Annotated in this window: 17 protein-coding genes; 6 read left to right on the top strand and 11 right to left on the bottom strand. The window is 56.4% G+C overall.

What is annotated here, in order from left to right:
• Positions 1-9: 9 nt before the first annotated feature.
• The 6 genes from pssA to rluD all read right to left on the bottom strand — a co-directional run bounded on the left by pssA (position 10) and on the right by rluD (position 8,272).
• On the bottom strand, positions 10-888 hold the full coding sequence (gene pssA / locus HVA01_RS01945; RefSeq protein ID WP_146872836.1) for a CDP-diacylglycerol--serine O-phosphatidyltransferase: 879 nt from the start codon (positions 886-888) through the stop codon (positions 10-12).
• Between the two features lie 201 nt (positions 889-1,089).
• Complete coding sequence (gene ilvN, locus HVA01_RS01940; RefSeq protein ID WP_146872835.1) at positions 1,090-1,581, bottom strand: acetolactate synthase small subunit; 492 nt, start codon at positions 1,579-1,581, stop codon at positions 1,090-1,092.
• Positions 1,581-3,305 (bottom strand): acetolactate synthase 3 large subunit, encoded by a 1,725-nt coding sequence (locus HVA01_RS01935; protein WP_146872834.1) that lies wholly within the window; start codon positions 3,303-3,305, stop codon positions 1,581-1,583. Before HVA01_RS01935 ends, ilvN begins: the two co-directional genes overlap by 1 nt.
• 518 nt (positions 3,306-3,823) lie before the next feature.
• Positions 3,824-6,403 carry an ATP-dependent chaperone ClpB gene (gene clpB, locus HVA01_RS01930; RefSeq protein WP_146872833.1) on the bottom strand — a complete coding sequence of 860 codons (2,580 nt, stop codon included), beginning with the start codon at positions 6,401-6,403 and terminating at the stop codon, positions 3,824-3,826.
• 145 nt (positions 6,404-6,548) lie between these two features.
• Positions 6,549-7,316, bottom strand: a complete 768-nt coding sequence (gene pgeF, locus HVA01_RS01925; RefSeq protein ID WP_146872832.1) for a peptidoglycan editing factor PgeF — start codon at positions 7,314-7,316, stop codon at positions 6,549-6,551.
• Entirely contained in the window at positions 7,313-8,272 is a 960-nt protein-coding gene (gene rluD, locus HVA01_RS01920; protein ID WP_146872831.1) for a 23S rRNA pseudouridine(1911/1915/1917) synthase RluD, read from the bottom strand. The genes pgeF and rluD overlap by 4 nt, the downstream gene beginning before the upstream one ends.
• 186 nt (positions 8,273-8,458) lie before the next feature.
• Here rluD and HVA01_RS01915 point away from each other — a divergent pair, with 186 nt between their 5' ends.
• From HVA01_RS01915 to HVA01_RS01905, 3 genes are all read left to right on the top strand, one after another.
• A complete protein-coding gene (locus tag HVA01_RS01915; RefSeq protein WP_146872830.1) occupies positions 8,459-9,274 on the top strand; it encodes an outer membrane protein assembly factor BamD in 816 nt (271 codons plus the stop codon).
• A gap of 236 nt (positions 9,275-9,510) precedes the next feature.
• A complete protein-coding gene (locus HVA01_RS01910) occupies positions 9,511-11,217 on the top strand; it encodes a methyl-accepting chemotaxis protein (RefSeq protein ID WP_146872829.1) in 1,707 nt (568 codons plus the stop codon).
• An 88-nt stretch (positions 11,218-11,305) separates the two neighbouring features.
• Positions 11,306-13,042 carry a putative bifunctional diguanylate cyclase/phosphodiesterase gene (locus HVA01_RS01905; RefSeq protein WP_146872828.1) on the top strand — a complete coding sequence of 579 codons (1,737 nt, stop codon included), beginning with the start codon at positions 11,306-11,308 and terminating at the stop codon, positions 13,040-13,042.
• A gap of 15 nt (positions 13,043-13,057) precedes the next feature.
• Here HVA01_RS01905 and HVA01_RS01900 read toward each other — a convergent pair whose 3' ends face one another.
• Entirely contained in the window at positions 13,058-14,692 is a 1,635-nt protein-coding gene (locus HVA01_RS01900) for an NAD+ synthase (protein ID WP_146872827.1), read from the bottom strand.
• 138 nt (positions 14,693-14,830) lie between these two features.
• On the opposite strand from HVA01_RS01900, the gene HVA01_RS01895 reads away from it, so the two are divergent.
• Positions 14,831-15,103, top strand: a complete 273-nt coding sequence (locus tag HVA01_RS01895) for a PP0621 family protein (RefSeq protein WP_146872826.1) — start codon at positions 14,831-14,833, stop codon at positions 15,101-15,103.
• On the opposite strand, the gene thiO is transcribed toward HVA01_RS01895, so the two are convergent.
• Positions 15,100-16,203 (bottom strand): glycine oxidase ThiO, encoded by a 1,104-nt coding sequence (gene thiO, locus HVA01_RS01890; RefSeq protein ID WP_146872825.1) that lies wholly within the window; start codon positions 16,201-16,203, stop codon positions 15,100-15,102. The genes HVA01_RS01895 and thiO overlap by 4 nt on opposite strands.
• Before the next feature lie 135 nt (positions 16,204-16,338).
• On the opposite strand from thiO, the gene HVA01_RS01885 reads away from it, so the two are divergent.
• Entirely contained in the window at positions 16,339-16,872 is a 534-nt protein-coding gene (locus HVA01_RS01885) for a GspH/FimT family pseudopilin (RefSeq protein ID WP_146872824.1), read from the top strand.
• A 21-nt stretch (positions 16,873-16,893) separates the two neighbouring features.
• Here HVA01_RS01885 and trxB read toward each other — a convergent pair whose 3' ends face one another.
• Positions 16,894-17,847: a thioredoxin-disulfide reductase gene (trxB, locus tag HVA01_RS01880; RefSeq protein ID WP_146872823.1), complete on the bottom strand. Its 954-nt coding sequence runs from the start codon at positions 17,845-17,847 to the stop codon at positions 16,894-16,896.
• A gap of 254 nt (positions 17,848-18,101) precedes the next feature.
• Here trxB and acnA point away from each other — a divergent pair, with 254 nt between their 5' ends.
• A complete protein-coding gene (acnA, locus tag HVA01_RS01875) occupies positions 18,102-20,834 on the top strand; it encodes an aconitate hydratase AcnA (RefSeq protein WP_146872822.1) in 2,733 nt (910 codons plus the stop codon).
• A gap of 65 nt (positions 20,835-20,899) precedes the next feature.
• On the opposite strand, the gene HVA01_RS01870 is transcribed toward acnA, so the two are convergent.
• Positions 20,900-22,579 carry an NAD-dependent malic enzyme gene (locus HVA01_RS01870; protein ID WP_146872821.1) on the bottom strand — a complete coding sequence of 560 codons (1,680 nt, stop codon included), beginning with the start codon at positions 22,577-22,579 and terminating at the stop codon, positions 20,900-20,902.
• Positions 22,580-22,756: 177 nt separating this feature from the next.
• Positions 22,757-23,968, bottom strand: a complete 1,212-nt coding sequence (locus HVA01_RS01865) for a YeeE/YedE family protein (protein WP_146872820.1) — start codon at positions 23,966-23,968, stop codon at positions 22,757-22,759.
• Between the last annotated feature and the right edge of the window lie 43 nt (positions 23,969-24,011).

Below are 24,011 nucleotides of genomic sequence, written 5' to 3'. Positions count from 1 at the left end.
GTTAAAAAATTAGCTTTTGGGCTTTGCCTTGCGCATCACGGCCAAGACAGGGCCTGACGCTACATAAGCCCCAAACAGTAATAACAGCATTACCGAAGGCTCAACCGAGATCATTACAAAACCCAAAACAACGGCTAGCAATACAACAAAAGGCACCGGTTTTTTAAAGTCGAGATCCTTGAAGCTGTAATAGCGAATATTGCTCACCATCAGCACGCCCGCCGCTGCCACAACAACCAGCATCAGCAGCTTGAAGCCAAACGCATCCGCGTCAAAGCTATGAAAGGTCCATACGCTAGCAGCTATCAGCGCCGCTGCAGAAGGGCTTGGCAAGCCGATAAACCACTTCTTATCGACGCTGCCTATTTGCACATTGAAGCGCGCAAGGCGAAGTGCCGCGCAGGCGACGTAAAGAAACGCGACCACCCAGCCAGTTTTACCGATATCTTGCAGAATCCAGGTAAAGGCAACCAACGCAGGCGCCATACCAAACGAGATCATATCGGCAAGGCTGTCATACTCTGCACCGAACGCGCTTTGCGTATTAGTCATGCGCGCGACACGACCATCAAGGCCGTCGAGCACCATGGCAATAAAGATAGCAACGGCGGCCGACGTAAATTCGCCATTAATACCCGCGACAACTGAAAAGAACCCTGCAAACAGCGCTGAGGTGGTAAATAAGTTAGGCAGTAAATAGATACCTCTACGGCGAATCTTTTTGCCGTCCTCTACCGTTTCCTCAACCACTTCAGTTTCACGCAAGAAGGCAGTAGCCAAATCCTCATTACCACCCATCTCTTGATGATCAGTAACATCTGACTGATCAGAATCCGAGTGAACATGATCTGAGCTGGCGTACTCTTGATCGCGAGAGTCCTGTGTCATAGGTTGCATCCATTAAAAGTGAAGTCATGGGAACAGTAGTGCTTTCATTCTACACGGTGAGTGCCACTCAGCCAGCCAATTGCTGCATTGATGCTCTGTGGGCCGCCGTTAGCGAGCGACAATAAACCGCCATTAAAAAACGCCACCCCCGGCAGGGAGCAGCGCTCTTGTTTGGCAGTCAATGCTTAGCGCTTTTACTACCTAAAGCGATAAGACCTTATCACCGCGGGCAATACCCGATACCCCGGTGCGCGCGACTTCAAGAATGCCCACCGGCGCCATGGCCTGCAGGAAGGCATCCAGCTTGCCCGCATCGCCGGTGATCTGCACAGTATACAGGCTGGGGGTTACGTCGACGACCTGCGCGCGGAAGATATCCACCGTACGCTTCACCTCATCGCGGGCCGCGCCTAGTGCTTTCACCTTCACCAGCATTAGCTCACGCTCGATGTGGTTGCCTTCGGTGAGGTCGACCAGTTTGACCACATCAACCAGCTTATTGAGGTGTTTGGTGATCTGTTCAATCACTCGGTCATCGCCCACGGTGGTGACCGTCAAGCGCGAAAGCGACGGGTCTTCCGTGGGCGCGACGTTAAGCGTTTCAATATTGAAGTTACGCTGGGAGAACAGCCCGACTACACGTGACAGCGCACCCGGTTCGTTTTCCATCAGAATCGAGATGATATGACGCATCAGGTACGCTCCGTTTTAGACAGCAGCATGTCGCGCATGGCACCTAGCGGCACCTGCATCGGATAGACGTGCTCAAAGGGGTCGACCTTCACATCAAGGAATACCAGCTCGTGCTTATTAGCAAAGGCACGCTCTAGCGCAGGTTCCAGCTCGTCCAAGGTATTAACGGTAATCGCGGTAAACCCATACGCCTCAATCAGCATGTGGAAGTCGGGCAGCGACTCCATATAGGAGTGCGCGTGGCGTGACTTATAGTTCAAGTCCTGCCACTGACGCACCATGCCCAGCGAAGCATTGTTAAGATTAACGATCTTAACGCCCACGCCATACTGCTTACAGGTGGAGAGCTCCTGCATCATCATCTGGAAACTGCCTTCACCGGTGACGCACACCACGTCATCCTCCGGGAAGTTCTGTTTGATCCCCATTGCCGCGGGAAAGCCGAACCCCATGGTGCCCAAACCGCCGGAGGTAATCAGCCGGTTGGGCTTATCAAACTTGTAATACTGGGCAGCGAACATCTGGTGCTGGCCAACGTCGGTGGTCACGTAGGCTTCGCCGCGGGTAACGCGACACAGCGCTTCAACCACCTCCTGGGGCTTGAGTATTTCGCCAGGGCCAGACCGCTCGTAAAGCTTGCCTTCACGGTCAGCGCGCCAGCCGTCAATCGTCTCCCACCACTCAGTGAGCGCTTCTGGATTCGCAACCGCGTTGCCTTGCACTAGGCTGATCATCTCATTAATGACGCTAGACGCCGGCCCGACAATCGGCACATCGGCACGCACCGTTTTAGAGATTGAGCTGGGGTCGACATCAACATGAATGATTTTGGCGGTTGGGCAGAATTTCGAAGTATTATTCGTCACGCGGTCGTCAAAACGCGCGCCAATGGCAATAATCAGGTCGGCGTGGTGCATGGCCATATTGGATTCATAGGAGCCGTGCATGCCCAGCCAGCCCAAACACTGGCGGTCGCTCTGAGGGTACGACCCAATGCCCATCAGCGTGGTGGTAATCGGATACCCTAACTGCTTGACCAGATCGGTCAGGCCTTCGCTGGCTTTGCCTGTGACGACGCCACCGCCGGTATAAAACACCGGTCGTTTGGCCTTTAGCATCAGCTCAACGGCTTTTTTGATCTGCCCCGTGTGGCCCCGCGTAACCGGGTTGTACGAGCGCATCTTGACCTTTTTCGGGTAGATATATTCATAGCGCTCGGTGGGGGCGGTCATATCCTTGGGAATATCGACCACGACAGGGCCCGGACGGCCCGTGGCGGCTAGGTAGAACGCCTTTTTGAGCACTTCCGGAATGTCAGCCGGGTGGCGGATTGAGAAGCTATGTTTCACGATCGGCCGTGTCACGCCGACGATATCGGTTTCCTGGAAGGCGTCTTCACCGATCAGGTGGCTGGCCACCTGGCCACACAGCACTACCATGGGAATCGAATCCATGTAGGCGGTGGCAATGCCGGTGACGGCGTTAGTGGCGCCGGGGCCTGAGGTGACCAACACGCAGCCGGGCTTGCCCGAGGCGCGGGCATAGCCGTCAGCCGCGTGAGTAGCCGCTTGCTCGTGACGCACCAGAATGTGCTTCACCTTATCCTGACGAAACAGCGCATCGTAAATATGCAGCGCTGCGCCGCCAGGGTAACCATAAATGTATTCGATGCCCTCATCTTGCAAGAAGCGGGCGATCATATCTGCGCCGGAAAGCAGTTCCACTGTATTTCTCCCCTGGAGGTCTCGAGTGCGATCCGTACCCACCTGGGCACGGTGTCGAGTGCGGCGGTATGCCGCTGCCGGCCCATGCCGGCACCTGATGCCAAACCCTGGCATACGGCCCGGTTAGGGCCTGCACTCTCTGCGAGAACGGTGATTAATAAGACGTATATCAGCCGTTCCCTTACACGGCGGTTTGCCGCGTCGGGGCGTTGGCCAGGTCGGGCGGTTAGCCCAAGCCCGGAAGTCCTTCGGCGGGTAGAGGCCTTCGCCCACCCTTCGCGCGGGGATTGGGGGTTGCCCGTTGAGTCCGCGCCCGCAAATCAGGAACCGACAAGATTCCATTAGCGCCCTCAACCTGTCAACCTCCGATCAGGCTAAACGCAACAAACGTCGTAAGAAGGCAATTAAAAAGCCCCGCAAGCAACGCTAGCGGGGCTTTTGCCCTATTCAATTGCGCAGAAACAACGCTTCATACTTCGTCCAGGGCACTTCGTCCAGCGCCTTCTCAGATACCCGACTTAGTCAAATACCAGCTTGCCGTCTGCCGCGTTGATATGCACGGTAGAACCTGGGGCAAATTTACCCGCCAACAGGTCCTGGGCCAACGGGTTTTCTATGCGGCTTTGAATCGCCCGCTTGAGCGGCCGCGCCCCGTATACCGGGTCAAAGCCGACGACCGCTAACTGCGCCATGGCATCGTCACTGACCTCAAGCTTCAAGTCGTGTTCAGCAAGGCGTGCTTTCAAGCGCTCAAGCTGAATACCGGCAATCGCCTGAATCTGCTCCTGACCCAGTGCGTGGAAGACGACGACTTCATCGATACGGTTAATCAGCTCAGGGCGGAAGTGGTTACCCACGACCTCCATGACCATGCTCTTCATCACGTCGTATTCGCTATCATCACCGCCCATGCGCTGGATGATATCCGAGCCCATATTGGAGGTCATCACGATCACGGTATTACGGAAATCCACCGTGCGCCCCTGCCCATCGGTCAGGCGACCATCCTCCAACACCTGGAGCAGAATATTGAACACATCCGCATGGGCTTTTTCCACTTCATCCAGCAGCAGCACCGAGTAAGGCTTGCGGCGCACGGCTTCGGTTAAGTAGCCGCCCTCTTCGTAGCCTACGTAGCCGGGCGGTGCACCGATCAGGCGGGCCACGGAGTGCTTCTCCATAAACTCCGACATATCGATCCGCACCATGGCTTCTTCGGAATCGAACAGGTAGTTAGCCAGCGACTTACACAGCTCGGTTTTACCCACCCCGGTAGGGCCGAGGAACAGAAACGAACCGTTGGGGCGATAAGGATCAGAAAGCCCAGCCCGCGAACGGCGCACCGCGTTAGCCACTGCCTCAACGGCTTCGTCTTGACCGATCACCCGCTCGTGCAGCGCGTCTTCCATGCGCAGCAGTTTTTCGCGCTCGCCTTCGAGCATTTTAGCGACGGGGATACCCGTCCAGCGGGAAACCACTTCAGCGATCTCTTCTTCGGTAACGTTGGAGCGCAGCAATTGATGGCTTGAGGTATCGGCTTCGCCCTCGCTGCTTTCAGCGATTCTCTTCTCGAGTTCCGGAATCTTGCCGTACTGAATCTCCGACATACGGCCAAGGTCACCCTGGCGACGGGCCTGTTCAAGATCGATCCGGGCCTGCTCAAGCTCTGCCTTAAACTGGGCCGCGCCTTGAATACTGGCTTTTTCGGCTTTCCAGATTTCATCCAGGTCAGCGTATTCACGCTCTAACTCGTGTATCTGATTATTGAGCCCTTCCAGGCGCTTTTTGGTCGCCTCATCGGTCTCTTTTTTGAGTGCCTCACGCTCCATCTTGAGCTGAATCAGGCGACGATCAAGCTTATCCATCGCCTCGGGCTTGGAGTCTAATTCCATGCGAATGCGCGAGGCCGCCTCATCGATCAAGTCAATCGCCTTATCGGGCAGCTGGCGATCGGTGATATAGCGAGTGGAAAGCTTGGCTGCGGCAATAATCGCCGAGTCGGTGATGTCCACGCCGTGGTGCACTTCGTAGCGTTCTTTCAAACCGCGCAAAATCGCCACGGTATCTTCTTCCGTGGGCTCATTGACGAGCACTTTTTGGAAGCGGCGCTCTAACGCCGCGTCTTTCTCAATGTATTTGCGGTATTCATCCAGCGTGGTGGCGCCTACGCAGTGCAGCTCGCCCCGCGCCAACGCTGGCTTGAGCATATTGCCCGCGTCCATGGAACCTTCGGCTTTACCCGCACCGACCATGGTGTGCAGCTCATCGATAAACAGGATGACCCGCCCCTCTTCCTGGGAGAGCTCCTTAAGCACGGCTTTTAAGCGCTCTTCAAACTCGCCGCGGAACTTGGCACCCGCCAAGAGCGAGCCCATATCCAGCGACAGCACGCGCTTGTCTTTTAAGCCTTCCGGTACTTCGCCGTCGACAATACGCTGCGCCAACCCTTCGACAATGGCGGTTTTACCCACGCCGGGCTCGCCGATAAGTACCGGATTATTTTTGGTGCGCCGTTGCAAGACTTGAATGGTGCGGCGAATTTCATCATCGCGGCCAATCACCGGGTCGAGTTTGCCATCCAGCGCGCGCTGGGTAAGATCCATGGTGTATTTATTCAGCGCTTCGCGCTGATCTTCGGCATTCGCATCATCGACGGTGGCACCGCCGCGCAGGCTGTCGATAGCGGCTTCAAGGGATTTGCGGTTAACCCCCGCGTCTTTCAGCAGCTTGGTAATCGCTGTATTCATTTCCAGCGCTGCCAAAAGCACCAGCTCGCTGGCAATAAACTGGTCGCCGCGCTTTTGCGCTTCGCGGTCGGTTAGGTTGAACAACTTAACGAAATCTCGCGACGGCTGAACCTCACCATCGAACTGGCCTACGGTGGGTAGATTATCCAGCTGCTGGACTAACCCATCACGCAGGCGCGAGGGATTGCCCTCGGCTTTTTCAAGCAGGGCTTTAATGCCGGTATCTTTGGTGTCGAGCAGGGCAAGCAGCAAATGCGCAGGGTCTAGCTGATTGTGGCCGCGGCCAACGGCCAGCGACTGCGCCTCGGCAATCGCGCTTTGGAGCTTGGCGGTAAATTTATCAAAACGCATGAAATTCCTCCTGGGGGTGGCGTGCGTTTAGACGCTACGCGTGACCCAATAACGTGTCGTTAGACGTGCTAAAGCAGTATTAGCTTGACAAGTTAAATGGCGCCAGTTCCAGGCTTTTCAAGAGGCACGAACCGAAACCACCGGTTTAGTTGACCCAGATCACGCTTGCCATGCGCCCGGTTTTACCGCCATCGCGGCGATATGAGTAAAAGCGCGACTCGCAGGCGGTGCAGAAGTGGCCGCCGCTAATGTGATTAACGCCCAGCGCTTCTAGGCGAAACCGCGCCAGCCGGTACAGATCTGCCATGTAGTGGCCGAGCCGGTAGGGGCTGTGATCAAAGGCTTCATCGGTATCGGGATGGACCGCCACGAAGGCGCTGTAGACCTCAGGCCCAACCTCAAACTGGGCATTCGAGATAGCCGGCCCTAGCCATACCAGAATGTCATCGGGATCGGTATTCATCGCCGCAACGGTGGCTTCCAGCACGCCGCCCGCCAGCCCGCGCCAACCGGCATGGGCAACGGCGACCTGGGTGCCTGCGCGATTACAAAACATCACCGGCAGGCAGTCCGCCGTCAGCACTACGCAGGCATAGTCGTTGGAGGTGGCAATCGCCGCATCCGCGGCGGAGGGCTCACTATCAGGCGCTGGCGGAAGACCCTGCTGGACGCGCGCGCCATGGATTTGATTGAGCCACAGCAGTGGCCGCTCATCGCCAATCTCTTTGTGTAGCAAACGCCGACACAGCGCCACATGGTCAGCGTTATCGCCCACATGGGCGGCCGGATTAAAGGCGGCAAAATCCCCCTGGCTGGGCCCGGCCTCACGGGTGGTGACAAAGGCACGCACATTGGTCGGCGCCGGCCAGTCCGGCACTATAAGCGTGGGCCGTAAATTAATGGCATCGCTCATCGCATGGTCTCGTTATCTTCGCGCAGGTAATCCAGCAACATTAACAAATCATCGGGCAGGTCTGCACGAAAGGTTAGCGTTTCGCCACTCACCGGGTGCTTGAAACTTAATTTACGCGCGTGAAGTGCTTGGCGGGGAAATTCGCGCAGAATCTCCTTTAACGCTTCGGCGGCACCCGGCGGCAGTTTGGCGCGGCCGCCATACATGGGGTCACCAACCAGCGGGTAGCGCGCGTGGGCCATGTGCACACGAATTTGGTGGGTACGCCCGGTTTCCAACTTACAGCGCACGTGGGTGTGGGCACGAAAACGTTCAACCACGCGAAAATGGGTAACCGCTGGCTTGCCTGACGTGATCACCGCTTGGCGCTTACGGTCTTTGGGGTGGCGCCCAATCGGCGCATCGATGGTACTCCCCGACACCGGTTTACCAATCACCACCGCATCGTACTGGCGTGACACGCTGCGCGCCTGCATCTGCTCTACCAACGCGGTTTGCGCTGGCAGCGTTTTCGCCACCATCATTAAACCGGTGGTGTCTTTATCCAAACGGTGGACGATACCCGCCCGCGGCACTTCGGCAATGGCCGGGTGATGATGCAGCAACGCATTGAGCAGGGTGCCATCGGGATTACCCGCCGCGGGGTGCACCACCATGCCCGCGGCTTTATTAATCACCAGCAGCGTGTCGTCTTCGTAGACGATATCCAACGCGATATCCTGGGCTTCAAAGCGGGTATCGTCTTCAATCGTCGCCTGTAGCGCTAATATCTCATCGCCATGCAGCTTGGCCTTCGGCTTCGCCTGAGCGCCATCCACGGTTAGCTCACCGGCGTTAATCCAGGCTTTTATTCGCTCGCGGGAATAATCGCCGAACAACTCCGCCGCTGCTTGGTCTAAACGCGCACCGGCCAGCGTGGCGGGCACACGCTGCGTGTCTTCAACTATTCGAGACATGAAAATCCTCTTTAAGACGCAAAAAACCTTAGCGGCTACCTGTGACGACACCTAACGAAACGTCGCTAAGCCTGCGTTTTGTGCCGAGGTGTTTTATAGTGGGCGGACTGCGACCTATTCTACCATTTCTACTTATGGCCATCGCCGCTTTTTGGTGAATGAGGCTTGTTTGCAACGAGGATGATGATGCGCGTTTTTTCTGCTGCCAACCGCTTTGGCGCTCTAGCCCTAAGCCTTGCCCTGCTAGCGGGCTGTGCAAGTAACGATACCAGCCAAGAAGAGGAAGATGAATTTGCTGGCGTGCAGGAGCGCGAGCTCTACGAACTGGCCCGCACGGCCCTAGACAGCAACCGTTACCCGATTGCGATAGAGCGTTTAGAGGCTCTCGATACGCGCTATCCGTTTGGTCCCCATGCCGAGCAGGCACAGCTTGAACTGATCTATGCCTACTACGAAAACAGCAATTGGGAGGAAGCCCGTGCGGCGGCGAGCCGTTTTATTCGCCTACACCCGGACCACCCTCAGGTAGATTATGCCTACTACCTACGCGGTCTTTCCGCGTGGCAAGCGGGTCGTTTCAGCTTAGAGCGCCTGCGCCTGATCGATATTTCCAAGCGCGACCTGGGTGCTTCACGGGACGCCTACAACGACTTCCGCGAACTGATTCAGCGTTACCCGCAGAGCGAATACGCTGCCGATGCCCAGCAGCGCATCGTCTATCTGCGTGATCTGCTAGCCCGCCACGAGTTGCATGTGGCGGATTACTACCTACGCCGCGGTGCCTATTTGGCCGCCGTTGAGCGCGGCCGCTGGGTGATCGAAAACTACCCTGAATCCAGCGCCACCCGCGATGCGTTGGCCACCATGGTGGAAGGTTATCAAGGCTTAGACATGGATGACCGTGCCAGCGAAGTCCTCGCGGTGCTGCGTGAGAACGCACCGGACCATGAGCAGCTGCGGGGAAGCCGCTTTGTGCCTAAACATTTAGGCAACGACGGCTAATCTCGGTCTTACGAAACGCGTAAGCTGAGCAGTTAATTAAGTTGTACAGCCGACTCGGCTTTGAAAACCACGCTACGGCGTGGTTTTTTTATTTTCCCCATAACCCATTAATAATAATAGAATTATTTATAGAAAACAAAAAACGGACAAAAAAATAAATGTACAATAGCTGTACAAATGACTAATATCCTTACTTAACATTATAAAGCGTCTGCACGGCGCCTAAGGAGAGAAACATGTCATTTATCAACGCCCGTTTTACTGGCACTAAAATCAGCACGCGTTTAACACTGGGGTTTTCAGCCATCCTCGCGCTGCTCATACTGCTGACCACCGTGGGCATTTACCAAGTCAATCAAATTGACCGTGATCTCACCACGATTAACGACGTCAACGGTACCAAGCTGGATTTTGCGGTGGATATGCGCGGCAGTGTGCATGATCGTGCGATTGCTCTGCGCGATATCGTACTGACCCAAGACGATAGCCGAGTAGAGGCGCTACTCAGCGAAATGGAGCGCCTTAGCAGCAACTACACGGTGGCGTCTGAAGGCGAGCACCAGGTGACAAGCGAGTACTCTTCTGGTCAAGAGGAACGTAGCATTCTTGATAGCATCGACGCCCAACAAGCAACGACCCTGGCGCTCACCCAGCAAGTCATTAGTGACCGCCAGGCGGGTCAAATTGACGATGCAGAAACATTGCTTCTGGAACAGGCAGGCCCTGCTTACGCCGAATGGTTGAACCGCATTAACCAGTTTATTGGGCTACAGCAATCGCTAAACGATGCCACAACAGAGTCAGCCCGTGATACCGCCTCCGGCTTTCAAATGCAGATGTTGGGGCTAACATTGTTTGCGCTACTGATAGGCGGCTTTATCGCCGTGTTTTTATCCCGCCAGCTACTCCGCGAACTGGGTGCCGAACCCCATGAAGTCAAGGCGTTTGCTGAAGCCATTGGCCGCGGTGAGCTAACCAGCCAAGGCCGCCTCAAGAAAGGTGATACCCGCAGCATTATGGCCTCCCAGGTGGCCATGGCCCATCAGCTACAAAACACAGTGGCACAGGTACGTGGTTCTGCAGAGGCCGTTGCCAGCAACAGCGAGCAAATCGCCGAAGGCAATAACGACCTTTCATCGCGTACCGAGCAGCAAGCCAGCGCACTGGCCGAGACCGCCTCTGCCATGGAACAGCTCAACAGCACCGTTAAGCTCAATGCTGACAACTCCGTGCAAGCCAGCGAAGAAGCCGCGAGCGCTTCCAGTATCGCTACCCGCGGTGGTGAAGCCGTGCGCCAGGTGGTTGGCACCATGAATGACCTGAATACCAGCTCCAAAGAAATCGCTGGCATTATCTCAACCATTGATTCGATCGCCTTTCAAACTAACATTCTTGCCCTTAACGCTTCGGTTGAGGCGGCCCGAGCCGGCGAGCACGGCCGTGGCTTTGCCGTGGTTGCCGAAGAGGTACGCCGGTTAGCCCAGCGCAGCGCGGACGCCGCCCGGGAAATTAACGTGTTGATTTCCAGCAACCTGGAACGGGTCAATCACGGCAACGCGCGCGCTGAGGAAGCCAGCAAATCAACCGAAGAGATCGTCGCCGCCATTGAACGCGTCAACAGCATTATGCAGGAGATCAGCAACGCTAGCGCAGAGCAGAGTGCCGGTGTGCAAGAGGTCGGCCAAGCCGTCACCGAGATGGATCAGGTCACCCAGCAAAACGCTACTCTGGTGCATGAGAGCGCCACCGCGGCTAACAACCTGCGTCAAAACGCCCGGCAGCTGTTGGAGACGATGGGCGTATTCAAGCTACCTAACGCTCAGCCAAGCCAACAACCGCCGCATGCCGCATTGGGCACTACGCCGTCACACACTCACACGCCAACGTCCTCCCTGCCCGCGGCCAAACGTCAGCAGGCCGAGCCTGAGTGGGAAAGTTTCTAAATGAACAACGGTTTTGGCCGTTAACTATTTAGACAAGCACGGTTTCTATGGCAGAAGCCGTGCTTTATAGCCTGCCCCTGAGGTTACCATGAAGCCCACCCAAAGCCTGTTGAAGCTGTTTTTACTACCGATTTTAATGGTCGTCATCCCCGCGCTATTAGTACTCACCATTGCCATGGAGATACGGGTCAATCAGTCGCTGCATAGCTACCTGGAGGCCCGAAGCTTAGACGCCATTGCTCAAACAGCAACGCTATGGGTGGGTATCGCAATCTTGACAATGCTGATAGGCGCCGCTTTGTTGGTCGTCTGGCGGACCAATCAGCGTTTGATGGTGGTAGGAGACGCTATTTTATCGCTTGCCAGCAGCCATAAGCAGTTGCCTGACTTCCAAGCGATAGACAAGCTCAGCCAACAGAAAAGCGGCTCGTTAAAGCGTATTGCGACAGCCCTACTGGCATTTCGGGAGGCCGAACAGCAGCGCCGTGATGCTGAGCATAGGGTCCATCAGCTGGCGTATTACGATTCGCTAACCGAATTGCCCAACTGGCGCTTAATGAAAGAGCATTTGCAGTATTCCCTGGAAACCAGCCGACAAACGGACACCTTTGGCGCGCTTATTTACATTGATGTGGATGACTTCAAGCGCATCAATGACGGCATCGGCCACAGCGCCGGCGATACCATTCTTAAACACATTGCTAAGCGCTTAAGCGATATCAATCACGAAGGCTGTACGATAGGCCGCATCAACGGCGATGAGTTTTGCATCATTATCGACGGGCTAGCCAGCGACCGCCTTAAGGCGGCGGAAAAGGCCGAGCTATTTGCCGAACAGGTGGCCGATTCATTGACTCAGCCTTATTGCCTCAACGACGATTACTTTTTTCTGAACCTCAGCCAAGGATTGGTGCTGTTCAATTCACAGCAGAAAAGCGTTGACGCTCTTTTCCAATATGCCAATGCAGCGGTCCATCTCGCCAAAAAGACCGGGCCAAACACCATTCGTTTTTATGACCCCGCCGTGCAGGCAGAGCTTGAAGCAAGGGCCGAGCTGGAGCGCGATTTGCGCCTAGCGATAGAGCGTGAGGAATTTGTGCTTGCCTACCAAATGCAAGTCGACAGTCTGGGCCGACCCATTGGCGCCGAAGCGCTCATTCGCTGGGAACACCCAACCCGCGGGCGTATCTCTCCGGGGGTGTTCATTCCACTGGCCGAAGAGACCGGCTTAATTGTGCCGATTGGTACCTGGGTACTGCATGCCGCTTGCAAGCAGCTAGTTGCCTGGCAAACCCTCGCCCATACCAAACAGCTGGTGTTGGCTGTTAACGTCAGCGCCAAACAGTTCCAGCAGCCCAATTTTGTTTACACCGTGGCTAACGCGCTCGTGGTCAGCGGCGCATCTCCCTATCGGCTGAAGCTTGAGCTCACGGAAAGCACGGTGCTGGGTAAAGTAGAAGAAACCATCGCGCGCATGCGCCAGCTCAAAACGCTGGGTATCAGCTTTGCCATGGATGACTTTGGCACCGGCTATTCGTCGCTACAGTATTTAAAACGCCTGCCGCTGGATCAAATTAAGATTGATCAATCCTTTGTACGCGACCTTCATCAAGATAGCGACGATAGAGCAATTGTGCAGACCATTATCGCCATGGGGCGTGCGCTGGGTCTTAACGTCATCGCCGAAGGGGTAGAAACGCGAGAGCACTGGCGCTTCTTAAACGAACACCAGTGCCATGCCTATCAAGGCTACTACTTCTGCAAGCCTGTCACAGCAGCCGAGATGGAGAAGCAATGCCTGGCTCCTCCACCCGAAATGGCTTAGCGCCCTTTAACCGGGTTACTCGCCCGGCTGCCAACCGTTAACGATCGGATAGCGGCGGTCGCGGCCAAAGCCGCGCGGTGTTACGCGCACACCAATGGGTGCCTGACGGCGCTTGTACTCGCAGCGGTCAACCAGCTTTACTACTTTATACACGTCCTCGCTCTCAAAACCAGCCGCAATGATCGCTTCGGCGCTCATATCGCCTTCGATATAGCGCACTAGGATGGCGTCCAACACGTCGTAACCGGGCAGGGAGTCGCTGTCCTGCTGGTCTGGCGCCAGCTCGGCGCTGGGCGGGCGCTCAATCACCCGCTCAGGGATGGCCAACGACTGGGTGTTACGCCAGCGAGCCAGACGGTACACCCAGGTTTTATAGACGTCTTTAATGGCATTAAAACCGCCTACCATATCGCCATACAGCGTGGCGTAGCCCACCGCCATTTCGCTCTTATTACCCGTGGTCAGTACCATCAGGCCTTTTTTATTGGAGATCGCCATCAACAGCACGCCACGACAGCGCGACTGCAGGTTCTCTTCGGTAGTATCCCTGGCGGCCCCTGCAAAGCTCTCTGCCAGCGTGTCCATAAAGGCCTCTACCATGGGTTCAATCGGCATGATTTCGTAGTGTATGCCGAGCATTTCAGCCTGCTCGGCGGCGTCCTGCTTGGAAATATCCGCGGTGTAGTGGTATGGCATCATCACCGCTTGCACGCGCTGAGGCCCCAGGGCATCGACGGCAACCGCCAGCGAAAGCGCCGAATCGATACCCCCGGAAAGCCCCAGCACCACGCCGTCAAAACCGCTTTTATTGACATAGTCGCGTAGACCGGTCACCAACGCACAGTAAAGACTTTCTTCCGGTTCTACGTCGGGATCAATTTCGCCGGCCTGGGGTTCCCAAACGGTAGCGCTGGTTTGCAAAAACTGGACCGGCATCAATCCCACCTGCCAGTACGGCGCCAGCACTTGTAACCGCCCACTGGCGTCAACACAGCACGAGCCGCCATCAAACACCAGCTCATCTTGCCCACCGATGGTATTCACATACACAATGGGTAGCTGTGTGTTCTGGGCGTGCTCCTCCAGCAAACGCAACCGCTCCGCGGGCTTATCCTGGTGATAGGGTGACGCATGTAAGGTGACAAGTATCTCAGCGCCCGCGTCTGCGGCGGCCTTAACCGGCGCACCATCCCACAAATCTTCGCAGATCACGATGCCCAGCTTGGCCCCTTTATGTGCATAGACGAGCGTCTCAGTGCCGGGCGTAAAGTAGCGCTGTTCGTCGAACACTTGGTAGTTAGGCAGCGCCTGTTTGGCGTACTCGTCCTCCCACTGGCCGTTGTAGAGTAGCCCGGCAAGGTTGTAACAGCGCCCTTCGCGAACGCCGGGGTAGCCGATAATCACCAACACATCCCGGGCAATTTTCGAGGCCATTAGGGCCCGGGCTTCACGCAGGCGGGTTTCCATTGAGGGGCGCAGCAGTAAATCTTCCGGCGGGTAGCCCGACAAAAAAAGCTCAGGAAAGACGACAATATCCGCTCCATGCTCAATCCGCGCTTCGCGCACGGCCTCAATCGCACGGGCGGCATTACCGGGAATATCCCCGACCAAGGGATCGAGTTGGGCCATTACCAGCGTTAAGTCTTGCATGGGCGTCAAAATCTCTTGAGAATCTTTAGAATAGGTTTACATCGTCATACAGGCATTGTCCCGCAAGGGCCGCCAACTGGCAAAGTCTGTATGGCACTTCCCATGGCTATATTCCCCACTCCGGGAGACAAAATAAGGATGAACCTCTTGATCATTCGGCTGATTATCTTCGCCGTTGTCTTTTATGTCGGCTTGAAGCTTTATGGCCTCTACCGACAACGCAAACTCGAACATGAGGAGCAGCGTAACAAGGTCAATCACCACGAGGGTGGTAAGATGGTGCGCTGCCGCTGGTGCGACGTGCACGTACCGGAAGAGGAAGCGCTGCGCGATCAGGCACAATGGTTCTGCTCCAGCGCGCATCGCGACCGCTTCTTGCAAGAGCAGCAAGATAAAGACGGTACACCTTAAGCCTGGATAAGCCGCTCTGGCGTGGGCTGATAAGGCGCGGGGTCGATTAGCGGCTCACGCCCCAGCAGTTGATCCACCAGCAAATGGGTCGAGGCAGGTGCCAACACCAAGCCGTTACGATAGTGCCCGGCATTAATGAACACATTAGGCCATTCAGGCAACGCACCAATAAACGGCACCCCGGCAGGGGAGCCGGGGCGCAAACCGGCCCACTGGTGCGCCACCGGGCACTCCGCCAAGGCGGGCACGATAGCTTCAGCGCTGCGTTGCAACGACGCTAACGCTGCCGCGTTGGTGGTTTTATCAAACCCCTTCTCTTCCAGTGTCGACCCCACCAGCAGCAGGCCGTCCGCGCGTGGAATGATATAGCGCCCGTCTTTTAATACCACGCGCTGCACCAAGCCCGGCGGTGCCTGATAAGCGATCATTTGCCCTTTAACCGGCCTGACCGGCAACTCTACCGTCAGCGTCGCCAGAAGTTGCGCGGCCCAAGCGCCGCCGCAAACGATAATCCGCTCCGCTGTTAACGGTCCTTGCGACGTCGCAACCCCCGCTACTTGGCCATGCGTTTGGATAAAGCCAGCGACCTCACACTGTTCTTTCAGCGTGACCTGGGGCATCGCGGCCAGCCGCGCCTTTAACGCCTTGGCTAAACGTGGGTTGCGCACGCTGCCCAGTGTGGGCATCCATAGCGCGCTGTCGCCCGCCATTGTCACGCCAGGCTCTTTGTGGCGAACAAAATCAGCGCCCACCCGCTCAAGCGGCTTACCCAGCTGGCGCGCCCAGCGTAGCGCTTGGTCGGCATCGTCCACATTCAGGTAAAGCAGCCCTTTTTGACGATACTCGGGGTCGATGCCGGTTTCTTCCAGCAAGCGCAGCGCCAAAGAGGGATAAACGCCTTCCGACCAGCGGGAAAGTTGCGATATCGCAGGCGCGTATCGCCAGGGATAGAGCGGCGAAACGATGCCGCCACCGGCCCAGGAGGCCTCTTTACCGCACTCCCCTCGCTCGACCAGCGTGACCTGCTGACCGGCATCGGCTAACTGCAGCGCTGTCATCATTCCGATCACGCCGCCGCCAATAATTAAGAAATCTCTCACAAAATTGTCCGTTTTGGCTTACATAAAAAAAGCGTAGCGCCGCCTAGAATGAACTAATAACGCCAACGTGTTCGCTGTTAGCAATGGACAATGAGCATAGCGCGGGCAATAACAAGGTCAAGCGAGGAGAAGGCGATGGGGTATCACAACAACGTTCAGCGTCGGTCAGCCGGGGGATTTACGCTGCTTGAATTGCTGATCACGCTGCTCTTAGTGGGAATAATGGCGGCATGGGGGCTGCCCAACTTTCAAGCCCTGGGCGAGCGAACCGCGCAGACCAGCGCGGTCAATCGCTTGCAAAGCGCCTTTGCCTTAGCGCGCAATACCGCTATTAGCCAACGGCGTCAGATGACGATTTGCCCGGCGACGCAGGATCACACCGCCTGCGATGACCAATGGAGCCATGCGTTATTAATCGTCAAAGGCGATAAAACCGAGAGTATTCAGGCAGATGATATTTTGCGCGTGGTACCCGCCCAGCAGAACACCGAGGTGGCTTACAGCCGCGGCTGGTCGCGTATCCGCTATAGCACGCTGGGCTATACCAGCGGCTACAACGGCAGTTTCAGTATTTGCTCTGGCAATGGCGGCGAAGGTTCCCAGGGTAAGAAGCTGGTACTCAGCCAATTGGGGCGCTTGCGGATTGATAAAACGCCTATCGATTGTTAGGCGTTTCAAACTAGCCGACTTTTACCCGGCGATACCGTCCAGATAGCGTTCGGCATCCAGTGCCGCCATGCAGCCGCTGCCCGCCGAGGTGATTGCCTGGCGGTAGATATGATCCATCACGTCGCCGCAGGCAAAGACACCCGGCACGCTGGTCGCTGTGGCGTTACCTTCCAAGCCTGCATTGACTTTGATGTAGCCGCCGTTCATAACCAATTGGCCTTCAAAGATCCCCGTATTGGGGCTATGGCCGATGGCAATAAACAGCCCAGGTGCGAGGATTTCTTTCGTCGTGCCATCCTTGGTGGATTTGACCCGCACCCCCGTGACGCCCGAGTTATCCCCCAGCACTTCTTCGACTTCCTGGAACCATTCAAGGGCGATTTTGCCTGCCTCAACTTTCTCGAACAGCTTGTCTTGCAAGATTTTTTCCGCGCGCAGCGTGTCGCGGCGGTGCACCAGGGTGACTTTCGAGGCGATATTCGAGAGATACAGCGCCTCTTCCACAGCGGTATTGCCGCCGCCCACCACAAGGACTTCCTGATTGCGGTAAAAGAAACCATCGCAGGTAGCGCAGGCCGAAACCCCCTGGCCCATAAACTGCTGTTCAGTGGGCAGCCCAAGGTAACGGGCGCTCGCGCCGGTGGCCACAATCAGCGCGTCGCAGGTATAAATCCCGCTATCACCTTTCAAGGTGAACGGTTTTTCGCCTACGCTAACTTCATTGATGTGATCAAACAGCACTTCGGTATTAAAACGTTCAGCGTGCTGCTTCATGCGCTCCATCAGTTCAGGGCCTTGTACACCTTGAGCGTCGCCCGGCCAGTTATCCACGTCGGTGGTGGTGGTCAGCTGGCCACCTGCTTGAATACCGGTGATTAGCAGCGGTTTCAAGTTTGCCCGCGCGGCGTACACGGCGGCGGTATAGCCCGCCGGGCCGGACCCAAGAATAATTAAACGCTCATGACGAGTTTCCATGACACCACCTTATAAAAATCTGACGGATAGCTTTGTCGATAGCTGTGTAAATGATTGGGCAGAGAGTCTGCCTGAAATGGTGTCAAGTACAAGCGATTGCAAGGTTTCGTCTACGCTATTAGGCGAAGAAACCTTGAAAGCGCCTGTACCAAGACGCATATATTATTAATATGTTAAGCATGGTAGGCCATACTAGAAAGGAAGACCGTGACCGTCACGCTGAGCTAACTACCCAGCAATTAGAGGAGAATAGCATGAGCAAGATACCCGATACGCTAAGCACCCTAGCGGTTGGCAGTAGCACGTATCACTACTACAGCCTGCCCCAAGCCGCCGAGACGCTAGGTAATATTGACCGGCTTCCCAAGACGCTCAAGATTCTACTCGAAAACCAGCTGCGCTTTGCCGACGACGAGAGCGTAGATCAGGAAGATATGCAGGCCCTGGTCGACTGGCAGGCCGAAGGCAAATCCAGCCGTGAGATAGGCTACCGCCCGGCGCGGGTACTCATGCAGGACTTTACCGGCGTGCCCGGCGTGGTGGATTTAGCGTCGATGCGCGCCGCGGTGGAAAAGCTCGGCGAAGACCCCGCGAAGATCAATCCGCTTTCACCGGTCGATCTCGTCATCGACCACTCGGTAATGGTGGATAAATTCGGTAACCCTGCGGCGTTCCAGGAAAACGTCGACATTGAAATGCAGCGCAACCGCGAACGCTATGAGTTTTTGCGCTGGGGTCAGCAGGCATTTGATAACTTCCGTGTTGTGCCTCCCGGTACCGGTATTTGCCACCAGGTGAACCTGGAATACTTAGGCAGAACGGTATGGACCAAGGACACAGACGGCAAGACCCTTGCCTACCCCGACACCCTCGTAGGCACCGACTCCCACACCACCATGATCAACGGCCTGGGCGTGCTCGGCTGGGGCGTGGGCGGCATTGAAGCCGAAGCAGCCATGCTGGGCCAGCCGGTTTCCATGCTGATCCCCGAAGTGATTGGTTTCAAACTCACTGGCAAGCTACGCGAAGGTATTACCGCCACTGATTTGGTGCTGACCGTCACCGAAATGCTGCGTAAAAAAGGCGTGGTGGGTAAATTTGTTGAGTTCTACGGCGACGGCTTGAAAGACCTACCGGTAGCCGACCGCGCCACCATTGCCAATATGGCCCCCGAATATGGCGCCACCTGTGGCTTCTTCCCGGTCGACGATCAAACGCTCACCTATATGCGCCTGACCGGTCGCGAAGACGAGCAGATCGCGCTGGTGGAAGCCTACAGCAAAGCCCAAGGGCTATGGCGCGAGCCTAACGATGAGCCGGTGTTCAGCGACGCGCTAGAGCTGGATATGAACGAAGTAGAAGCCAGCCTTGCCGGTCCCAAGCGCCCCCAAGACCGCGTGGCGTTACGAGATATGGCGGCAACGTTTGAAAAATTCATGCACGAAGATACCAATGCGAGCGCCGCTGAAAATGGCAAATTGGCCTCTGAAGGTGGTCAAACCGCCGTGGGGGTTGATCGCAGCTTCAAGCATGAGGATAGCCAAACCATTAAGGTTGATGACCACGACTTCACCCTTGACCCTGGTGCGGTGGTGATCGCGGCGATTACCTCGTGCACGAATACCTCGAACCCCAGCGTAATGATGGCTGCCGGCCTGCTAGCGCGTAAGGCCCGGGAAAAAGGCCTAGCTACCAAGCCGTGGGTTAAGACATCGTTAGCGCCTGGCTCCAAAGTCGTGACCGACTACCTCGCCGCGGCCGATTTAAACGACGACTTAGACGCTCTGGGCTTTAATCTGGTTGGCTATGGCTGCACTACCTGTATTGGTAATTCAGGCCCACTACCCGAGGAGATTGAGCAAGCCATCAACGATGGCGACCTGGCAGTGGCCTCGGTGCTCTCCGGCAACCGTAACTTCGAAGGCCGCATTCATCCGTTGGTCAAAACCAACTGGCTCGCCTCGCCGCCCTTGGTGGTCGCTTACGCCCTGGCCGGTAACGTTCGGCTTGACCTTACCCAGGAACCGCTTGGCAAAGACAGCCACGGCGAACCGGTCTACCTAAAAGATATCTGGCCCAGCCAAGCCGAGATTGCCAGCGCCGTCGAGCAGGTCAACACCGAGATGTTCCGTAAAGAGTACGGCGAGGTGTTTGAGGGCGACGACGTCTGGAAATCGATCAACGTTCCCGAAAGCAAGGTTTACCAGTGGCCTGAATCCACCTATATCCAGCACCCGCCGTTCTTTGAAGGCATGGGCCGCGAACCGGATGCCATTGAGGATGTGCACAGTGCCCGGGTACTCGCGATGCTGGGCGACTCGGTCACCACCGACCACATCTCGCCTGCCGGCGCGATTAAGCCCGACAGCCCCGCTGGGCGCTATCTGCAAGAAAACGGGGTAAAACCGGTCGACTTCAACTCTTACGGTTCACGCCGGGGTAACCACGAAGTCATGATGCGCGGCACCTTTGCCAACGTGCGGATCAAAAATGAGATGCTCGATGGCGTGGTCGGCGGCGAGACCCGCCACGTGCCCAGCGGCGAGCAAATGGCCATTTACGATGCCGCCATGAAGTACAAAGAGGAAGGTAAACCGCTGGTCGTGATTGCCGGCAAAGAGTATGGCACCGGCTCGTCGCGGGACTGGGCGGCCAAAGGCACCCGCCTACTGGGGGTCCGGGCCGTCATCGCCGAATCCTTCGAGCGTATTCACCGTTCAAACCTGATTGGCATGGGCGTTGTGCCGCTGCAGTTTGCCGAAGGCGAAAGCCGCCAGACGCTGGGCTTAACCGGCGATGAAGAGATTTCTATTGCGGGCTTGAGCGACCTTTCGCCGGGCGGCACGGTCAACGTCGTGATCAAAAACGACGATGGGGAGCGTAGCATTGAAGCCAAGTGCCGAATTGATACGGCAGACGAGCTGGCTTACTATCGTCACGGTGGTATCCTTCACTACGTGCTGCGCAAGATGATCGGCGCAGCCTGAAGGATCAAACCTACCAATGCTTGCATGCCCCCACCTCGGTGGGGGCTTTTTTTGGTTTTCTTTTGTTAAAACGCCCGACGACGGTAGGTGCGATAGTCCGGCGACCAGGAAGCCTTTTCAATCAGCTCCCGCAACGTGGTACCGCTGGTTTTTAACGCCACGCCGTTTTGCTGTGCCTGAGCGGCCACTTCAAAAGCAATCGACTTGCTGATATCGCGAATACGCGACAGCGGCGGCAGCAGTGCGCCCTTGCCCTCTTTGACCAACGGCGCTTCACGGGCCAGCGCGCGCGAGGCGCTCATCAGCATTTCGTCGGTGACGCGGTTGGCACTAGCGGCAATGACGCCCAACCCAATGCCTGGGAAAATATAAGCGTTATTGCACTGGGCAATCGGATAAGTGCGGCCGTTGTAAACCACCGGCGGGAAGGGGCTGCCGGTGGCCACAAGCGCCTGTCCATCGGTCCAGCGAATGACATCTTCGGGCACGGCTTCCGCTTGAGACGTGGGGTTAGACAGCGGCATGATCACCGGGTGCTCGCAGCCCGCATGCATCGTGCGCACCACTTGCTCGGTAAAAATACCGCGCTGGCCGCAGACGCCAATCAACACCGTCGGCTTGACCTGAGCAATCGTCTCTTCCAAGCCCTGGCCGTTCCACTGCGCCACTAACGAGGAATCGTGGGCTAAACGGCGCTGGAAATCGCGTTGCCAAGCTTGATCGTTGGTCATCAAACCATCGCGATCGACAATATAAATGCGCGATCGTGCTTCGCTTTCGGTGAGCCCTTCGGCTTCCATCGACACCACCACTTGCTCGGCAATCCCGCAGCCTGCCGACCCACCCCCCACAAACACCACGCGCTGGTCAGCGATAGTTTCTTCACGGGCTTGGCAAGCGGCCATCAGCGTCCCCACCACCACCGAGGCGGTACCTTGCACGTCATCATTAAAACAGCAAAGCTCATTGCGGTAACGTTCTAGCAGCGGCACCGCATTGGCCTGGGCAAAGTCCTCAAACTGCAGCAGGACGTTAGGCCAGCGACGCTTCACGGCAGCGATAAACTCGTCCATAAAGGCGTCATAATCTTCCTGCCCAACCCGCTCGTGGCGCCAGCCCATGTACATGGGGTCATCCAGCAGCGCTTTGTTGTTGGTGCCGACATCGATCATGATCGGCAGTGTGTAGGCGGGGCTAATGCCGCCACAGGCGGTGTACAGCGCCAGCTTACCGATCGGGATGCCCATTCCCCCAATGCCCTGGTCGCCCAAGCCTAGAATGCGCTCGCCGTCGGTCACGACAATCACTTTAACGTTATCTTTGGTGGCGCTGCGCAGGATATCATCCATGTGCTCGCGGTCCGGGTAGCTGACAAACAAGCCGCGGTGATTACGGTAGATATTGGAGAATTCCTGACACGCCTGACCGACCGTGGGGGTATAAATAATCGGCAGCATCTCTTCAAGATGCTGGGAAACCATACGGAAGTAGAGCGTTTCGTTGTCATCTTGAATGGCGCGCAGATGAATGTGCTTCTCAAGGTCACTGTGACACAGCTGATACTGGCGATAGACACGCTCTAGCTGATCCTCGATCGTTTCTACCTTTTGCGGCAGTAAACCAATCAGGTTAAACGCCAGGCGCTCCTGCTGAGTAAACGCGCTGCCTTTGTTCAATAGCGGCATTTCGAGCAAAGAAGGACCGGCGTAAGGAAGGTATAAGGGGCGTCTACTCTGGGTAGTCATAAGCACTCTCTTTTTATCAATTTCTGTTGCAATGCAGCAACCTAGGGCGTATGCAGCGGCTGGGGTAATGTAACATGCAACTGCGACAAAAGTGGAAGAGAGCGACCACGAAGATATAAAAACGCCTCGGTTTAAGGGTATTAAAAACCGAGGCTTCAAGGGTATTTTAACGCTAAATCAGGCAGTTTTTGCGCTTGGCTTAGGGCCTTTTGTGCCCGCAAAGAAAAACGGCCGCAATTTAACGCCGAGCATGTTGCCCGCAAACGCGGCGACCAGCCATACCCAGCCGTGCAGGCTGCCCGAGGCAATACCGCTGAAATACGCACCGATATTGCAACCAAACGCCAAGCGCGCCCCATAGCCCAGCATGAGGCCGCCGAGGACCGCCGCCAGGACAGACCGCAAAGGGATTTTAAAGTTAGGCGCAAAACGACCGGCCAAGCTGGCAGCGGCCAGTGCGCCCAGCATAATCCCAACGTTCATGACCGTGGTGATGTCGTTCCAAACGCTGGCTTGTAGAGCCGCTGCATTACCCGGCGCCTGCCAATAGCCCCACTGGCTCACATCGCCGCCGACGAGTTCAAACACTTTTGCGCCCCATAGTGCAAACGCAGAGGTAATCCCCCAAGGGCGGCCTGCCAACGCCAAGGTAGCAAAATTGAGTAGCGCCAACGCCACGGCACCCGCGACTAGCGGCCAGGGGCCTGTTAACCAACGCTGGTAGCCGTGTTTATTGACCGCTGGCGCCTGCTCTAACTGACCATGGCGACGCTTCTCCATCACCCATGTAAACGCAGCAATGGCTGCAAACAGCACTAAGCTAATCGCGATCCCACCGCCAACCCCAGCGACATTGACCAGCGAGATTGGCTGAAAGGCAGGAAAACTTTGCCACCAGGCAAAATGCGCCGAGCCAATGACCGAGCCAACGATGAAGAACAGCAGGGTAATTAGCATTCGTGCATTGCCACCTCCCGCCGTGAACAGCGTGCCAGAGGCGCAGCCACCGCCCAACTGCATACCTAATCCGAACAGAAACGCCCCTACCAGCACAGAGATACCAATGGGCGCCACAAAGCCCGACACTTCACTACCAAACAGTGTGCCCGCCCCCAAGGCAGGGAAAAATAGCACCACGGCAATCGCCAGCATGACCATCTGGGCGCGTAAGCCGCGCCCGCGCCGCTCGGTAATAAACACGCGCCACGCCGAGGTAAAGCCAAACGCAGCGTGATAAAGCGCCATACCAAACAGCCCACCGACAATCATCAGCAGGCCCGTATTGGCGTCAAACACCACGCCCACCAGCAACGCGCCCAGCACAATCGCCGCCGTCGCGATCAGTGGCACGCGATAGCTTGCGGGTTTAGCAACAGAGTTTGTCGACATAGAGCCACCTTTTAAGCTTGAGCAATAAGATACCTACCGGCGT

The organism is Halovibrio variabilis (assembly GCF_007991175.1).
Lineage (GTDB): Bacteria > Pseudomonadota > Gammaproteobacteria > Pseudomonadales > Halomonadaceae > Vreelandella > Vreelandella variabilis.
This window is presented reverse-complemented; position numbering and strand designations above follow the sequence as displayed.

Coding starts and splice junctions, on each gene's coding strand:
- HVA01_RS01900 (WP_146872827.1), bottom strand. CDS start 14,692: ATGCAAGACTTAACGCTGGTAATGGCCCAACTCGATCCCTTGGTCGGG.
- HVA01_RS01915 (WP_146872830.1), top strand. CDS start 8,459: ATGCGCGTTTTTTCTGCTGCCAACCGCTTTGGCGCTCTAGCCCTAAGC.
- rluD (WP_146872831.1), bottom strand. CDS start 8,272: ATGTCTCGAATAGTTGAAGACACGCAGCGTGTGCCCGCCACGCTGGCC.
- HVA01_RS01885 (WP_146872824.1), top strand. CDS start 16,339: ATGGGGTATCACAACAACGTTCAGCGTCGGTCAGCCGGGGGATTTACG.
- HVA01_RS01895 (WP_146872826.1), top strand. CDS start 14,831: ATGAACCTCTTGATCATTCGGCTGATTATCTTCGCCGTTGTCTTTTAT.
- HVA01_RS01870 (WP_146872821.1), bottom strand. CDS start 22,579: ATGACTACCCAGAGTAGACGCCCCTTATACCTTCCTTACGCCGGTCCT.
- ilvN (WP_146872835.1), bottom strand. CDS start 1,581: ATGCGTCATATCATCTCGATTCTGATGGAAAACGAACCGGGTGCGCTG.
- pgeF (WP_146872832.1), bottom strand. CDS start 7,316: ATGAGCGATGCCATTAATTTACGGCCCACGCTTATAGTGCCGGACTGG.
- trxB (WP_146872823.1), bottom strand. CDS start 17,847: ATGGAAACTCGTCATGAGCGTTTAATTATTCTTGGGTCCGGCCCGGCG.
- HVA01_RS01905 (WP_146872828.1), top strand. CDS start 11,306: ATGAAGCCCACCCAAAGCCTGTTGAAGCTGTTTTTACTACCGATTTTA.
- pssA (WP_146872836.1), bottom strand. CDS start 888: ATGACACAGGACTCTCGCGATCAAGAGTACGCCAGCTCAGATCATGTT.
- acnA (WP_146872822.1), top strand. CDS start 18,102: ATGAGCAAGATACCCGATACGCTAAGCACCCTAGCGGTTGGCAGTAGC.
- HVA01_RS01865 (WP_146872820.1), bottom strand. CDS start 23,968: ATGTCGACAAACTCTGTTGCTAAACCCGCAAGCTATCGCGTGCCACTG.
- HVA01_RS01910 (WP_146872829.1), top strand. CDS start 9,511: ATGTCATTTATCAACGCCCGTTTTACTGGCACTAAAATCAGCACGCGT.
- clpB (WP_146872833.1), bottom strand. CDS start 6,403: ATGCGTTTTGATAAATTTACCGCCAAGCTCCAAAGCGCGATTGCCGAG.